10 protein-coding genes are annotated in these 14,871 nt (G+C 69.3%); 6 read left to right on the top strand and 4 right to left on the bottom strand.

Translation table 11 applies throughout. From position 1 onward, the window contains the following. Positions 1–4 precede the first annotated feature (4 nt). The 3 genes from G1H10_RS14825 to G1H10_RS14815 are packed head-to-tail and all read left to right on the top strand — an operon-like array spanning position 5 to position 3,339. Positions 5–487, top strand: a complete 483-nt coding sequence (locus G1H10_RS14825; protein WP_163739041.1) for a hypothetical protein — start codon at positions 5–7, stop codon at positions 485–487. An 18-nt stretch (positions 488–505) separates the two neighbouring features. Continuing rightward, complete coding sequence (locus G1H10_RS14820) at positions 506–2,770, top strand: hypothetical protein (protein ID WP_163739039.1); 2,265 nt, start codon at positions 506–508, stop codon at positions 2,768–2,770. Beyond that, the gene (locus G1H10_RS14815; RefSeq protein ID WP_163739036.1) at positions 2,767–3,339 is read left to right on the top strand and encodes a hypothetical protein; all 573 of its coding nucleotides are present in this window, start codon (positions 2,767–2,769) and stop codon (positions 3,337–3,339) included. The genes G1H10_RS14820 and G1H10_RS14815 overlap by 4 nt, the downstream gene beginning before the upstream one ends. A 57-nt stretch (positions 3,340–3,396) precedes the next feature. Here the strand turns inward: G1H10_RS14815 and G1H10_RS14810 are convergent, their stop codons facing one another. Both G1H10_RS14810 and G1H10_RS14805 read right to left on the bottom strand, forming a co-directional pair. Then, on the bottom strand, positions 3,397–4,836 hold the full coding sequence (locus G1H10_RS14810) for a serine hydrolase (protein ID WP_163739033.1): 1,440 nt from the start codon (positions 4,834–4,836) through the stop codon (positions 3,397–3,399). A 583-nt stretch (positions 4,837–5,419) separates the two neighbouring features. Next, positions 5,420–6,844: an HAD-IG family 5'-nucleotidase gene (locus G1H10_RS14805; protein WP_163739030.1), complete on the bottom strand. Its 1,425-nt coding sequence runs from the start codon at positions 6,842–6,844 to the stop codon at positions 5,420–5,422. A gap of 223 nt (positions 6,845–7,067) precedes the next feature. On the opposite strand from G1H10_RS14805, the gene G1H10_RS14800 reads away from it, so the two are divergent. From G1H10_RS14800 to G1H10_RS14790, 3 genes are read left to right on the top strand one after another with little or no spacing between them, the layout of a single operon-like run. Next, the gene (locus tag G1H10_RS14800; RefSeq protein ID WP_163739027.1) at positions 7,068–8,420 is read left to right on the top strand and encodes a pyridoxal phosphate-dependent decarboxylase family protein; all 1,353 of its coding nucleotides are present in this window, start codon (positions 7,068–7,070) and stop codon (positions 8,418–8,420) included. After that, on the top strand, positions 8,417–10,525 hold the full coding sequence (locus G1H10_RS14795) for a hypothetical protein (protein ID WP_163739024.1): 2,109 nt from the start codon (positions 8,417–8,419) through the stop codon (positions 10,523–10,525). The genes G1H10_RS14800 and G1H10_RS14795 overlap by 4 nt, the downstream gene beginning before the upstream one ends. Then, complete coding sequence (locus tag G1H10_RS14790) at positions 10,522–11,217, top strand: phosphoadenylyl-sulfate reductase (RefSeq protein WP_163739021.1); 696 nt, start codon at positions 10,522–10,524, stop codon at positions 11,215–11,217. Before G1H10_RS14795 ends, G1H10_RS14790 begins: the two co-directional genes overlap by 4 nt. An 80-nt stretch (positions 11,218–11,297) precedes the next feature. On the opposite strand, the gene G1H10_RS14785 is transcribed toward G1H10_RS14790, so the two are convergent. Both G1H10_RS14785 and G1H10_RS34545 read right to left on the bottom strand, forming a co-directional pair. Beyond that, the gene (locus G1H10_RS14785) at positions 11,298–12,254 is read right to left on the bottom strand and encodes an ATP-grasp domain-containing protein (protein ID WP_163739018.1); all 957 of its coding nucleotides are present in this window, start codon (positions 12,252–12,254) and stop codon (positions 11,298–11,300) included. Next, on the bottom strand, positions 12,254–14,827 hold the full coding sequence (locus G1H10_RS34545) for an acylphosphatase (RefSeq protein ID WP_163739013.1): 2,574 nt from the start codon (positions 14,825–14,827) through the stop codon (positions 12,254–12,256). The genes G1H10_RS14785 and G1H10_RS34545 overlap by 1 nt, the downstream gene beginning before the upstream one ends. Between the last annotated feature and the right edge of the window lie 44 nt (positions 14,828–14,871).

The raw sequence follows: 14,871 nt of genomic DNA, 5'->3' as shown, positions 1-14,871 counted from the left end.
CACGATGAGATTCGGACGACTCAAGCTCGCCGCCGCGGCCGCAGGGGTGGTCGCGGTCGCGGCGGTATGGCTGCTGGCGGAGGCCGCGACCGCCAGCCTGGCGATGGCGGGACAGACCGCCGTCATCATCGGTGCGGTGCTGTTCGTCGCGGCAGTGCAGCACCGCGAGAGCCGCCGTCTGGCGGTGAAGATCGACACCTTCCGCCGACGCGTGTACCAGATGCTCGGCGACGACCGGGACCTCCTGGACGCGCCGGCCGCGGTGGAGGTGCCGCAGGAGCATTTCGAACAGCTCGCGCGCCTCCTCTCGGCGAACAACCAGCGGCTGGAGAGTGCGATCGATGACCTGGCGAGCCGGTTGGACGGCGGCGCCGACGTGGACGGCTCGGCGGGCACCGTCCCCGCGGAGACCGCTCCGACCAGCGTCGTCGGTGCGGTGGAACCGCCTGTGCCGGCGGTCGGCAACGCCACCCGGACCCGGCTCTAGCGGCAGGAGCCATCCACCGTGACGAACGCAGACGTGGTCGAGTACGACATGCTGATGGTCTCCGACCTCCGGCTCTCCGGTGGCACGACGGCGAGCATGGCCGAGGAGATTCGCGCGCACGCGGCGGCCGGTTACCGTACGGCTCTGCTGCACGTGAACAGCTCTCTGACGAGCAAGACGCTCGGCGTCTCCGCGCATCTGTCGGCGCTCGTCGACGACGGCCTGGCCACGCTGGTGCTGCCGGGTGACCGGGTGCACGCGCGGCACGCGATCGTCCGGCACCCGGTGGTGGCCCAGGACATGACGGAGCGGCCGGCGACCGTCACGGTGGACGGGGTCAGCCTCATCGCCAACCACCCGGTCTACGACGGAGCGGGAGCGCGGCAGTATGACCCGGTGCTGGCGACTGAGAAGCTTGCCGGCTCGTTCGGGCAGGATCCGTTGTGGCGTCCGATCGGTCCCGTGGTGCGCCGCCAGCTGGCCGATCAGGGCGGCGTGGCACTCGCGGGCGACGACTGGCGCAACCTGGTGGACGTGAGCCGCTGGTCCACCGAGCGGTTGGGCGGTCCGCGCGCGGTTCCGGTGCTCGGACGGCACAGCCGTCCCCATTGGACGAAATGGCCCGACTCCGCGGCCGACATCCTGGCCGCCTATCCGGACTCCGACCGGGTGCGGGTGCGGGTGCTGGGCGGCGCGGACCCCGTGCGCGCCGTGCTCGGGCGGGTACCGGGGCGTTGGCTGGTGGAGCCGTTCGGCGCTCGGCATCCGGCGCACTTCCTGTCCGACGTCGACTTCTTCGTCTATTACCACCACCCCGGCTGGGTGGAGGCGTTCGGCCGGAACATCCTGGAGGCGCTCGCGTCAGGGGCGGTGGCCGTCCTGCCCGAGCACTTCCGTGAGAGCTACGGCGATGCCGCCGTGTATGCCACACCCGCGCAGGTGGGCGCGGTCGTCGCCCGGCTGGCGGCGGACCGCGAGGCATACGTGACGCAATCCAAGCTGGGCAGCGAGTTCGTCGCCTCCCGCTACGGCTACGACGTCCATGTCGACCGGGTGGCGGCGCTGATCGGACCACCGTCCGCCGACGGCCGCCCCCGGGCATCCCAGGCAGCCGAGGCAGCCCAGCCCGGCCGCGGAACCACGGCGGACCCGGGATGCCGGCCGAATCGTGGGTCCCGGCCGGAGCGTGCGTCCCGGCCGGAGCGGGCCCGGGTGTTGTTCGTCAGCAGCAACGGCACGGGGATGGGCCATCTGACCAGGCTGCTGGCGATGGCCAACCGGGCGACGGAGCGGATCGAACCGTTCTTCTTCTCCATGTCGTCCGCGGTTCCGGTGGTGGCTCAATACGGATACAACTGGGAGTACTGTCCGTCCCGCGACGATCTGGACGTGGACGCGAAGGAATGGAACCCGTTCTTCGCCCGGCGTTTCGCCGACGTCGTGCGCCGCTATCGGCCGCGTGCGCTGGTGTTCGACGGCACATGGCCGTACCGGGGTCTCGGCGAGGCGAAGGAACAGTTCCCGGATCTGCTGTATGTCTGGTCCCGGCGAGCGATGTGGAAGAAGGGCCACCGGACAGACCCGCTGGAGAAGTCGGCGTGGTTCGACCTCGTCATCGAGCCTGGGGAGTTCGCGGCCGAGGCCGATGAAGGTCCGACGACGCGGCGTACCGATGCGCACAAGGTCGCACCGATCACCCTGCTGGACCGCGATGACGTGCTCGACCGGGAGGCCGCACGGGCAGAGCTCGGTATGGCTCCGGACGAGCGCGCCGTACTGGTCACACTGGGCGGCGGGAACGCGAACGATCTAGGCCCGGACCTGGAGGCGATCGTCGACGCGGTGGGCCGCCGTCCCGGATGGCACGTGTACGCCACCCGGCCGCCGATCGCCCGCGCCGTCACGTCGGCTGCCGGTGTCCGCACGATCTCGATGTATCCGCTGTGCCGGACTCTGGCGGCCTTCGACGCCGCGATCGTCGCGTGCGGATACAACGCATACCACGAGTCGATTCTGGCCGGCGTGCCCACCGTCTTCGTTCCCAAGGCGAAGGTGACCGACGATCAGCAAGCCCGCGCCCGGTACGCCGACCAGGCCGGGGTGGGAATCGGCGTGGAGGAGGTCACGGCCGCCTCCATCGGTCAGGCGTTGGACCGTCTGCTGGAACCGGAATCCGCGGAACGGATCCGCCGGCGCTGCCTGAGGCTGTACCCGGGCAACGGTGCCGCGGAGGCGATGGCGCTGGTGGAGCAGGTGTTAGCAGAGAAAGGGGTGATCGTATGAGTTCTACGACATCGGCGAAGGCGGGGCCATTGCGGACCAGAACGCCGGGGTACCGCGCCGCGCGGCGGCTCGCAGGCCGGGCGCTACGCCGTTCTGACCTGGCGATGCGGATCGCGAGACGGCTGAGCGGTTCCGCCGCTCCACGCACATCCGGGCAGCACCGCTCGATGGCGTTCCGGCCCGGGCGGTACTTCGTGCAGGACGGCGCACGTCGGCTGCCGGTCGTCGTGGTGGTCGCCACCGGGCTGACAGACGGCGAAGCCGAGCGCATCGCCCGGGAGTTCGAGTACGCCCAGATGATGACCGGCTCATTCCGGCCGCTGTTCGTCATCGACAGCGCCGACTTCGCCCCGTTCCGCAGCCGGGGTTACGTCGTGGAACGGGTGATGCGCGCGCACGAACTCGCGGTGGCCAGTCCGGGCGACTCGTATGGGGAGTACCTGTTCTCGCGGCTGCGTTCGATCGCGTCGGACTACGGAGCGGCGTCGATCGTGCCGCTGCCGGAAGGGAGCGCGGCGACGCTGCGCGGATCGACGGCACGGCTGGTCGGCGCACTCGCTCCCGCATGAGCTGCGGTTGAGTTGTGGTTGCGTCCGGCGGGGGAGGGAGGAATCCCCGGCCCTCGGCTATCCGTCCGCGAGGAGGTCGAACGCCTGCTGGACGACGGTGGTGACGTAGGCCTGGTCGGCCACCGCGTTGGGGTTGTCGGAGCGGAGCTGGACGACCAGAGTATGACCGATGCCGTCGGGGTTCTCGAGGTACCAGGAGAACGCCAGCACGCCGGCGGAGCTGCCGCCCTTGAAGGCGACGTAGGGCCAGTCACCGGCGTCGATCGCCAGGCCCGAGTTGACCGCGAGCAGGTCGCGTACGGTGTCTGCCTCGTCCTGGGAGGCGAGTTCTTGGAGTGAGCGGTGGGCGGCGGCGACGTCGGCGGGGGCAGCGAACCACTCGATGCCGGATTCCCACCGGGGTTCGGCCGTGACGGCGGGGACATCCACCGCGGAGATGTCGGCGGGGAGGTCGGCGAGGATGGAGCGTCGCTCGTCGACCGTGGCGTCGGACCATCGGTCGGGGAGGTCAGGGTCGGTCCAGCCCAGCCGGAAGAATTCGCCGGTGGTGAGGAACGGCTGCATCGCGGCGGGGTCATGGTGACCCATGTCTGCCACGGCGGCCTCCACCGAGTCCCGGCCGACCAGATCGATGAGCATGTCGGTAGCTGTGTTATCGCTGATGGAGATCATCTTCTCGGCTGCCTCGGCCACCGTGACCCCCGCCCCGTCCGGGGCGTCCTGAAGCTCGCCGCTGGGAAGGCTGCGCACCTCGTCGGTGACGGTGAGCGTATCGTCCCAGTTGACATCGCCGTCGAGGACGGCCCGCTGGACGGCGCCGAGCACGTACAGCTTGAACATCGAACCCAGCGGACGGAGCTCATCGGGCGAGGTCTGATGCAGCGGTGCCCACGTTCCGCCGTCGTCCCGGGCCGCATAAAGGGCGACATCGGCACCGGTGTCGCTCAGCGCCGCGGTGAACTCCGACCAGCTCGTCACCGTCGGAGCCTCCGCGGCCGGCTGCACGAAAAGACCGCTGATCGCGTCGTCCCGGTCGACCCCCAGACTCATCCGGTACCGCGAACTCCCGGAGCCGACCAGCTCCACCATGGCCTGACGCGCATCGCCCGAGTATTCGACCGGTGTGAACGGCCCGAGCTCCCGGAGGCCGTCGAACGTCGCGGACACCTGGTCGGCCGGTATCTCGGCAAGGAAGACGTCACTGAACCGTTCGGCCGCATTCTGCGCGTCCGGCCCTGTCTCGGCCGCGAGCTGTTCGAGCACCCAGCGCGCTTGTTGCCCAGCGGGCGTGTCCGGGAATTCGGCCAGGGGCAGCGCGGATTCCGTGGGGGACGGGGTGCCGGTCCCGGAGGCGGTGGCGTCCGCGGTGGCGGACGCGGGCGGCGCCTCACTCGCGGACGATCCGTCGTCGTCCGAGGAGCAGCCTGCGACGATAGCTCCCACCAGCACGGCTGCGGTCAGCAACGGTACGGGATGGCGGCGGGCGCGTCGGTGCATCGTCTCTCCATGCAGGCTCGGTGGCGGTGATCACGAGATTACCGGGCGGACGGGACCGACCGCGCACCGGCTGTCATGACAATGACACGGACGTTAGTCACGCCTTAGTCACGACCGCTCCGGGGCGCTTCCAAACAATTCTCAGAAACTCTTTACGATGCAATGTGTCATCGCTATAGTCATAGCCATGGATCGACCGGATCCGTCCGGACCGGCAAGCTAGGGATCAGGCGATTCACCATTTCGGAAGATGCTCGAACGGAGGGAAGAGCATGTATCTCGTAGACGTCCTGACCGATCTCCTCGACCAGATTGTCAACCTCGTTCTCGGCTTGCTTGGGTAGTTTGTCCGAATGGTTCCCTGATGGTCAGGGGGCGTGATCGAACGCCTTTGGGCCTGCCGTAGTGCTTCGCACGGGGGAATGCACGGCAGTAGGCGCCTGAGGTACGCAAATCCGAAAGTCATACACGGGGGATAAGGGTCCGCGTGCACCGAGAACCGGTGCACGCGGACCTTCTTATTTATGCCGTGCAGCCGCGCCGATGCCGCACGCGAAGAATTCACCGACGCGTCACCGTCATGTCATTCCTGGATGGAATCCCACGAAATGACGTCATGGGGCAGGCTCGTGCGAGCGGCGCGCAGGAAGGCGTACGGCGTGCGCAGCCCGAAATTCGCCACCCGGGACGTGTAGACGTCCGCGTAGCGTTCGACCTGCCGGGCGAACATGCTCTTGTCATTCCCGGCGCGCATCATGGGCCCCCAGGTGGGATTGCCCAACTCGGCGGAGGCCTTCGCCAGGGGAGTGATGCGCTGGTCGAGCTCGCGCAGCTGTTCCAGCAGTTGCGAGATGGACGGGCCATCCCACTCCGGCGCCGACTCGTCCGCGCTGCGCCGTACCTCGGCCAGGCGGGCTTGCGCCACCATGTCCTCGAGCTCGATCTTCTGCGCCATCAACCTGCGCAGCTCCGCCTCATCCTTGGCGAACCGGTTCGCGTCGGCGATGTCCGTCTCCAGCTCGCGCATGATCAGCGCGGTGCGCCAGCGCAACACCGACTTGGTGACGTGCACGTCGCCGAACAGGTGGTCGCCGGCGTACAGGATGTGCGAGCCGTCCAGGCCGAGGCTCTGCTCCACCAGCCGGGCGCACGCGCCGTGATACACGTCGCCCACCTGGAGCGGCCCGCGGTGCGGTTGCAGCAGTCCTCGCTCGGTGTCGACCATCCGGAACGCCGGGATGTACTCGGCGAAGAAGCGCGGCTTGGCCGCCGCGACCACGACGATGTCGAACAGGTCGCGCCACGACCCGCTCGGCACGTGCCGGTCGAACGCGTAGCTCATCATGGCGCGGGTGTAGGACCATTCGCTGTTGGTGATCAACAGCAGCCGCTTCCCGGCGAGGCGCTGGTCGAGCAGCGTCTGTGCGGTGTCCGGGTCGAGGTCGCAGAACCGGTCCGGGTCGGCGGCGATCTCGGCTTTGAGCGTTCCGATCGCGTGTGACTGGTCCAGCGCGGACGACACCTCACGGTACAGCTCGTCGTAGCCGAGCGGGCCGGTGATCTCCTCGGCATCCAGCCGATCGACCAGCTGGGCGTACAGCGCCGCCTCGGAGATGGAGAACATGGTGTTGAGGAACCGGAACCGAGGCTCGCCGAGATCGACGAAGAGATTGGCGTAGGTCTTGCGCAGCTCGTCGAAGGTGAGCTGGGAGGTGCCGTGCTGTGCCTGGATCACGTACCCGAAGCGGGTCGCCTTCACCAGATTGCCTAGATCGAGGTCGATCACCAGGCCCTGCAGATAGCGGTCGGCCTCGAAGGTCAGATCGGCCACCGGAAAGCCCCGTTCCGCCAGCAGCCGGCGGGCGTGCTCGAACGCGGCGCCCTCCCACTCCTCGGTGCGGTAGTGGAGCAGGGTGTAGTCCATGTCATAGCCGATCGCCTCGATGGATCTGAGGTTCAGCGTCCGGTTCGCGTAGATGTCGCGTCCCGGGTTCATGCGGTCTGTCATCCTCGGTCGTCTCCTGCGTCGGGATGCCAGGCTACGACACACTCCGCAACGCGGGCGGAGCTTGGATCGAATCGTGGCGAGAGGTATGGTTTCGGCTAGGTAACGAAGATATAACCGACCCGTCTAAGCGGCTGTCGACCGGCGGGCCGGTGAGAGTCGGGAGGGTGCCGTGCGCATCGGTGATGCGGTCGGCGCGGGCGATGAAGGAAGAGGACCTACATCGATGACGTTCTCTGCAGAATCGGAGTCCGGCGAGCCGTACGTGCCTTTTCCCGAGCACGGCGTACCGGCGGACCAGCTGCGCGCGCGGCTACGTTCCCTCCGCGACGACGATGTGGACTGGCGTCGTGGCCGCATCTGGAGCCTGATCTACTGGGCCGGCGAGGAGCACGACGAGATCGTGCACGACGCGTATCGCGAGTTCGCCTCCGAGAACATCCTCGGGCCGACGGCGTTCCCCAGCATCGCCACCATGGAGAAGCAGGTCGTGTGGATGCTGCTCGACTTGCTCGGCGCGGACCCCCAGGTCGCCGGGGGAACCATGACGTCAGGTGGTACCGAGAGCATCATCCTGGCGGTCAAGGCCTACCGGGACCGGGCACGCGCCGAGCGGCCGGAGATCACCGCGCCGGAGATGGTCGTCCCGGTCACCGCGCATCCGGCGTTTCTGAAGGCGGGTGACCTGCTGGGCGTGCGCCCGGTGCCGGTGCCGGTCGACCACACCTTCCGTGCGGACCCCGCGGCGTTCTCCGCCGCCATCACCGAGTCCACCATCGTGGCCTGCGCGTCGGCCCCGTGCTTTCCGTACGGCGTCGTCGATCCGATCGAGGACCTCGGCGTGGTCGCGCAGGAGCGCGGCATCGGGCTGCACATCGACGCCACCATCGGCGGCTTCGCATTGCCGTTCGCCCGGGAACTCGGACGCAAGGTTCCGCCGTTCGACCTCAGTGTGCCCGGTGTGACGTCGATGACGGCAGATATGCACAAGTACGGTTACGGGCCCAAGGGCTCGTCGAGCATCCTGTACGCCGATCGCCGCCTGCGCCGCTTTCAGTTCGCCGCATATACGGACTGGCCGGGCGGCATCCTGGCCTCGCCGACGCTGCTGGGCACGCGCTCCGGCGGCGCGATCGCCGGCTCTTGGGCGGCGATCACGTTCGAGGGCAGGGCCGGCTACCGGGAGATCTTCCGCAAAGTGTTCGACGCGACCGACCGGCTACAGGAAGGGATCCGCGCGATCCCCGGGCTGCACGTCGTCGGCGAACCGCCGATCAGCGTGTTCGCCGTCGGCTCGGACTCGGTGGACATGATGGCCGTGGCTGACCGCTTGGAGACCCGGGGGTGGCGGATCGACCGGCAGCGCGATCCCGACAGCATCCATCTGATCGTCAACCCGACGCACGTTCCGGTGGTCGGTGAGTTCCTTGATGACCTGGGCTGGGCGGTGGACGGCGCGCCCGCGGCAGGCACCGGGGACACCCGCGCCACCCTGTACGGCGTCAACTCTCGTCTGGAGGCGGGAGCGGACGTCGCGGCAGCCGTCCTTGACCAGCTGGAAGGCCGATACGACACGTGACCGATGCATCCTTAGCCCCGGCGGTGCTGGAGAGTTCGGGGGAGACACCACCGGTTCCATGGCCCGTGATCGAAGCGTGCGGGCTGCCCGAGATCGGTGCCCGGCTGGCCGGACTGTCGGTCCGTATCGACCCGGCGCAGTCCCGGCCGTTCGTGTGTGACGGCACGACGTTGACCCTGCGTCCGGACCGGGCGGCGACGGTCACCGGGTCGGCGCTGATTCTGCGCGAGACGATCGAGTTGACCCGGACGGCCGCCAGCAGCGCCGTGGACGGGCCCGAGACGCTGCGCACGCCGGACTGGGCGCACCGCATCCTCGCCCACGCCACCGCGCTGGCATACGGCGCGACCAGCCTGTCCGCCCGCGGCGAGCCGGCGGCGTTCAACGCGTTCTCGCCGCTTGCGGGCAACGCGACCGAGCTGCTGGACCTGCACGACCGGCTCGATGATGTGGCATCGGCCCAGGCGATCGCCGCGCGGATCGCGGAGTTCGTGGCCGAACGCGACGGGCTGGACCCGTGCCCGGACAGCGAGATCGACCGGGCCGCCCGGGCCTTGCCGTTCGCCGCGCCCACCGAGGTGCTGCTGGCCAGCGGCGGCGATACCCGGCAGACGATCGACTGGCACGGCGGTGTGAACTCGTACGGGATCTCGCCGAGCCCGACCCCGTGGACCAGCCTGCTGGGCTCATGTACGGCGTCGTCGCCGACGACCCGTGGGTTCGACGCGGCGAGCCGGCTTCGGCGCCGGCTGATCGAGGCCGCACTCGGCTACGAGCTCGGCCGGTGTGTGGACGAGCACACCACGGTGATGCGGCGGACACTGCTGGCGGCGCTCGGCGTACGGGGCGATGCCGAGGTGGTCTTCACCCCGTCCGGCACCGACGCCGAGCTGGTGGCGTTGCTGGCCGCGTTGAGCGCGGACGAGCCGGTGCATTCGGTCGTGGTCGGCCAGTACGAGATCGGCAGCGGCAGCACCTACGCCGCTGCCGGCCGGCACTTCTGCGGACGGCTGCCGTCCGGGAACCCGTGCGTGGCGGGGGAGCCGATCGGCGGATTCGACCCGGCGAAGGTCACGACCTCCATTGTCGATCTGCGCGACCCGAACGGTGAGATGCTGCCCCCCGAACAGGTCGAGGCGGCGGTCGAAGCGGCGATCGAGGCACAGGTCGACACAGGCCGGGTCCTCGTGCACGTGGTGGAAGGCTCCAAGACCGGCATCCGGCTGCCGCGCCGGGAGACGGTGCTGCGCTGGCGGGAGCGGTTCGGCGATCGGCTGGACGTGGTGGTGGACGCCGCGCAGATGCGCATCGACCAGAACACGGCGGTGCAGCATCTGCGGGACGGCAACATGGTGATCGTCACCGGGTCGAAGTTCTTCGGCGGCCCGCCGTTCTCCGGTGCGGTGATCCTCCCGTCGACGGTCGCGGGACGCCTGGCGGCGGGCCGGGACCTCCCGGCCGGCATGGCGGACTATCTGACCCGCGCTGACGTGCCGGAGGCGCTGAGTGACCTACGCGCGGTCGCGCGACGCGGGCCCAACGCCGGATTGCTGCTGCGGTGGGAAGCGGCGCTCGCGGAGATGCGTTCGTTCCACAACGCTTCGCCGGAGATCCGGGACGAGGTTCTGCGTCTGCTGGTCGCGGGGCTGCGGAAGATCCTCGAGGACACACCCCAGATCAGCCTGGTGGAGAGTCCGTACACGGCGATTCCCCAGCCGGACACGCGCGGCCTCGACGATCTGCCGACCATCTTCACCTTCCTGGCGCGGCGCCCGGACGGCACACCGTTGACCATGGGCCAGGGCCGGAAGGTCTACCGGATGCTCGCCCAGGACCTGCGCGGCCTGGTGCCGTCCGACGACGCCGTCCTGGGCCGGACCTTCCAGCTCGGCCAGCCGGTTCGGATCCACCAGCAGGACGGTGAATGGATCGGCGGTCTGCGGGTAGCGATCGGTGCGACGACGGTGTCAGAGATTGTGTTCGACCACACTCGTGGCCGACTATGGATTGAGCGCGTGGACCGGACACTGGCCGACGTCGCAGATGCGCTCCGCAAGCTTGGCCTGATCCTGCAGCATGTGGATCTCGATGGAGGCAGTAGATGACGACCCGCATTCCCACCGACGAACTCCAGCGGATGGCCACAACGGCCGGGCGCGATCTCGAGGACGCGCCGGCACAGGACGTGGTCCGCTGGGCACACGAGACGTTCGGGGACGCGTTCGTGCTCACCGCCTCGATGGCCGACGGCGTGCTCTGCCACGTGGCGTCACAGGCGGTACCCGGCATCCGCGTGCTGTTCCTGGACACGGGCTACCACTTCGCTGAGACGATCGGGACCCGAGACGCCATCGCCTCGGCCTACGACATCACCGTCGAGACGGTCGGGCATCCGCTGACGGTCCCCGAGCACGAGGCCAGCTACGGCAAGCTGTACGAGACGTACCCGGACCTGTGCTGCGCGATGCGCAAGGTGTTCCCGCTGGACCGCGCGATCCGCCCGTATACCGCGTGGGCCAGCGGGGTGCGGCGGGCGGAGAACCCGGGCCGTGCCGCGGCTCCGGTGGTCGGCTGGGACCCGCGGCGCAAGAAGGTCAAGGTGAATCCGCTGGCGACCTGGTCGGACGAGCAGGTGGACGACTACATCGCCGAGCACGACATCCTGGTCAATCCGCTGCAGCAGCTCGGCTACGCCTCCATCGGATGCGAGCCGTGCACGCAACCCGTGTCGGACGGAGAGGATCCGCGGGCGGGCCGCTGGGCGGGCAAGGCCAAGACGGAGTGCGGCATCCACTGAGCATGGCCGCTATGGGATGCGGGTTCGGTGGGCTATAGCGCCCCGAACTCGCATTCCATGAAGGTCGACCTCGGCCTCGCCTAAGCACCGGCGGGGACGATCCAGCCAGGTGCCGGTCGACCCGCGGTGATCGGCTGGTGCGGTATGGTGCGCGGAATCCGCCAGCGCGGCGCGCTGAGGTAATGGTCGATGATCGCGCCGCCGATGTCCCGGGGCTGCCCCTCGGTCGGGAACTGACCGGCGGGCGCCTGAAGACAGTCCACGCCGTAGAGCACGTAGAACGGCTCGTCCTCGGGCACTTCCGCGGCGTCAGCCGCGGGATCGGATCCGGGACCGGCTGCGGCGGATCCGACCGCGGGCGGCGGAGCGATCAGGGTCACCTCGGCGTGGACAAGCCCAGGTAGGGCGTCGACCGCGTCGATCGCGACGGTCGCCAGCCGGGGGTCCACCTCTTCCGTGACGTCGACGGCGACCTCGGGAGACGGTCGGTGCGTGGCGGCGACGACGCGGCCACTCACCACATAGAAGCTGAGCGCCTCGCCGGCCGGCCGCTGCTCGACCAGGATCCGTTTGGTACCGACGTGATCGACGTATGCGTCCCGGGCGTGTTGCCATGCCGCCCGGAACTCCTCGGCGGAACGGACGTGCGTGGTCACCCCGTCCGCGCCATCGAAACGTGCCGGACGGACCGTCACCGGCCACCCCAGATTCGCCGCGAACCGCTCGGCCCGGGTGGGCTGGCTCGTGGCGAAGACCCCATACCGGGCGGTGCGGAGCCCCTGCTTCTTCCACAGCTGCCGCTGCTCGTCCGCGTAGGTGCACAGCAGATGGCCGATGCGAGAGGTGTCAGGTCCGTTCAGGCCGACGAACGGCACCGTCGCCTCGGGGAAGGTGACCAGGAGAATCCTCTTGTCGTACCGGTCGGTCTCCAGCCCGCGACACTGCGCGGCGAACTCGATCATCGCCGAGGTCTGGCTGCACCGGTGCGGGACGTTCTCCGCCAGGAACCGCTGGAACTCCTGCATCTGGGTGGTCATCAACGCACCTCGAACCGGTCGGTGGGGGTGACAGCGCCGACGTGGGTGGTCACCACCCGGTATGGCCGGGCCCGCGGCGGCCCGTCGATCGCCTTCGACACGACCAGCCACACGTCGTCCAGCCGTCCGGTGACATAGGCCTCGACCTGCCCCGACGGAAGGTTGCATATGGTACCGGCGACGTTTCGGCCGGTCGCGAGCTGCTCGAACCAGTTCCGGTAGCCGACGCCCTGGACCCGCCCGGAGATCTCGATCCGGACGTTGAGCTCGTCGAGGATCTGTGCCGGCCGGTAGCCGGCAAGCTCACACTGGCGCAGAACCAGCTCGGTGGAGACGTCGCGCGGGGTGCCGAACATGGGGAAGTGGTTCAGGTCGGTGCCCGGGTTGGAGTTCACCTCGATGACGACGGCGCGGTGCTCGTCGACCGGACGCCGGTGGTCGCCGATGAGGTCGACGCCGGAATAGTCGAGGCCGGGCACCGCCAAGGTGGCGCGGACGGCGAGGTCGAGCAGGCTGGGGTGTGTCTCGTCCAAGACTTCGACGCTGTCCCCGCCGTTGGCGATGTTGCCCGCGCTGCCCAGCTGCACGAGCTGCCCGGCGCCGGGCACGCTGTCCACCGTCATGCCCTGTTTACCGAGCCAGTAGCGGGCATTGTCGCCCAGCTCGATCAATGAGCCGTGCATCTGCGGGTTCGCGAGCCGGTGCTGGTTCTTCTGGATGACCAGATCAAGCACCGAGGACCTGCCGTCGCCCTCGACGGATGCGGGTCGGCGCAGCACCACCGAGACGACGCGATCGCCGACGACCAGAAACCGGTAGTCCTCGCCGGTGACGTGTTCCTCGACCACGAACGGGCTGCGGGCAGACGAGGCGCCGGCCAGCATGGCGATGGCGTTGCGGATGTCGCTCTCGTCGCGCAGGTCGGTCGTCACACCCCTGCCGTGGGATCCACCGCGGGGCTTGACGACCACCGGCGCGCCGAGCGACAGGGCATACCGCACGGCCCGCTCGACCTGCCTGGGTTTGAACACCTCGCCCCGCGGTACGGCGACGCCGGCGGCGCCGAGGACCTTCTTGGTCAGGTCCTTCTTGTCGACGACGGCGCGGGTGGACAGCCCGGTCCAGGTGGAACGGCGGCTGGCGAAACCGATCGGCTCGGCGAGCTGCGGATGGTGTGCCAGCACAACGCTGCGGGCGAGCCGGGTCGTGTTCAGCCCGAATGCCAATGCTGCGCGGCTGAGCAGCGGGTTTGCGGTATCGACGGTACCGTCTGAGAACTCGAACTGCATCATCGTGTCTAGATCGAACTCGTTGGCCGCCATCCCCTGGTACGTCGGCGCCGGGGCGGCGGAGCCTGACCCGGTCGCGTACCGAGTCTGGTGATGCACGGCCGGTGCCAGGACGACGCGTCCGCCGATACCGCTTCGCTCGCCGGGAAGGAGACGGTGACGATCGTCGAGGCTCAGCTCGGGGTCGGTCTGGACGGTGCCGGCGATCGAGGCGTCGGGCAACGCCAGGTAGTCGAGGCGGGGGAGTGCGGCCGCGAGCTCCGCCGCCGCACGGGTGCCGACGGCGGAGGCGTGCGGATCGGCGGAGACCGCCACCCGGATCCTCCCGCCGGTGTCGAGCGAACGCGCGAGGTCCAAGGCGGGGAGCACACCGCCGAGCCGACCCGGGTTGAGCTCGACACCGCGCACGCCGCCGAGCACTGCCGCACGTATGTCCTCGACCGATGCGGCACCGGTCAGGACCACGATCCCCGGCCGGTCGTGCTTCGGTGGCGCCAGCACGTCTGCGTATCGCTGCAGTTCGGCCAGCGTCGCATGGTCGGCGGTGACGAACGGCCGTACCAGCACATGCGGCGGTAGCGCACCGCTGCCGATACGGTCAGCGAGGGCCTCGACGAGCTTGTCGGTTTCCGCACGTTCGAGTTCGGCGGCGAATTCCAGCCAGACGGGCACGCCCGGACCGGCCACGGAGCCGACGGCCGAGACCACGTCCAGGGCAGTCGTGCGGTCGGGTAGATCGATCAGCTTGACCGTCGTCCGTCCGACGTGGGGTGCGATCCGCTGCTCTGCCTGGGAGATACTCCGGGCGGCGACCACCCCGACGATGTCGAGCGGGCTCCGCTTGCCTCCCAGCACGTGGGCGAGCGGCACCCCTTCCGCCGTGCTGACCAGGTCGAGCAGCGCCGCCTCGAGGCCCGCCATGGTGCCCCGGTACGGCTCACCCGGCATGGCGACCTTCACCATGCGGCGGGCCAGCGCCCGCAGATCGGCGATCAGCTGCGAGACGTCGGCGGAGACGGCACCCGGGTCGGTACGCACGCGCGCCCCGTGTAACCGTTTGAGCGCGGCGGAGAGGAAGCGCCAGGACCCGCGGCCGGTGTCGCCGGTCAGTGTGCGGCCACGCGGGCACGCTTCCCCGGCCCCGCCGACGGCCCGGCCGTCGACGGTGGCGTCGAGGGTGATGACGACGTTGTGAGCGTATCCGTCACCGGGCCGGGACCCCTTGGACGAGGGGACACGGAGTTCGATGGCTCGGACCCGCGCGATCTCGATGCTGCTGGGCACGAGCGTCACCATACCGGCGGGGCGGCGATCCGCCTACTGCATTC

The sequence above is a fragment of the Phytoactinopolyspora halotolerans genome (genome assembly GCF_010550675.1).
Taxonomy (GTDB): domain Bacteria; phylum Actinomycetota; class Actinomycetes; order Jiangellales; family Jiangellaceae; genus Phytoactinopolyspora; species Phytoactinopolyspora halotolerans.
The sequence above is the reverse complement of the archived record's forward strand: the minus strand, read 5'-3'. Positions and strand labels throughout refer to the sequence as shown.

Coding starts and splice junctions, on each gene's coding strand:
- G1H10_RS14790 (WP_163739021.1), top strand. CDS start 10,522: ATGACGACCCGCATTCCCACCGACGAACTCCAGCGGATGGCCACAACG.
- G1H10_RS14825 (WP_163739041.1), top strand. CDS start 5: ATGAGATTCGGACGACTCAAGCTCGCCGCCGCGGCCGCAGGGGTGGTC.
- G1H10_RS14810 (WP_163739033.1), bottom strand. CDS start 4,836: ATGCACCGACGCGCCCGCCGCCATCCCGTACCGTTGCTGACCGCAGCC.
- G1H10_RS14785 (WP_163739018.1), bottom strand. CDS start 12,254: ATGACCACCCAGATGCAGGAGTTCCAGCGGTTCCTGGCGGAGAACGTC.
- G1H10_RS14800 (WP_163739027.1), top strand. CDS start 7,068: ATGACGTTCTCTGCAGAATCGGAGTCCGGCGAGCCGTACGTGCCTTTT.
- G1H10_RS14805 (WP_163739030.1), bottom strand. CDS start 6,844: ATGACAGACCGCATGAACCCGGGACGCGACATCTACGCGAACCGGACG.
- G1H10_RS14815 (WP_163739036.1), top strand. CDS start 2,767: ATGAGTTCTACGACATCGGCGAAGGCGGGGCCATTGCGGACCAGAACG.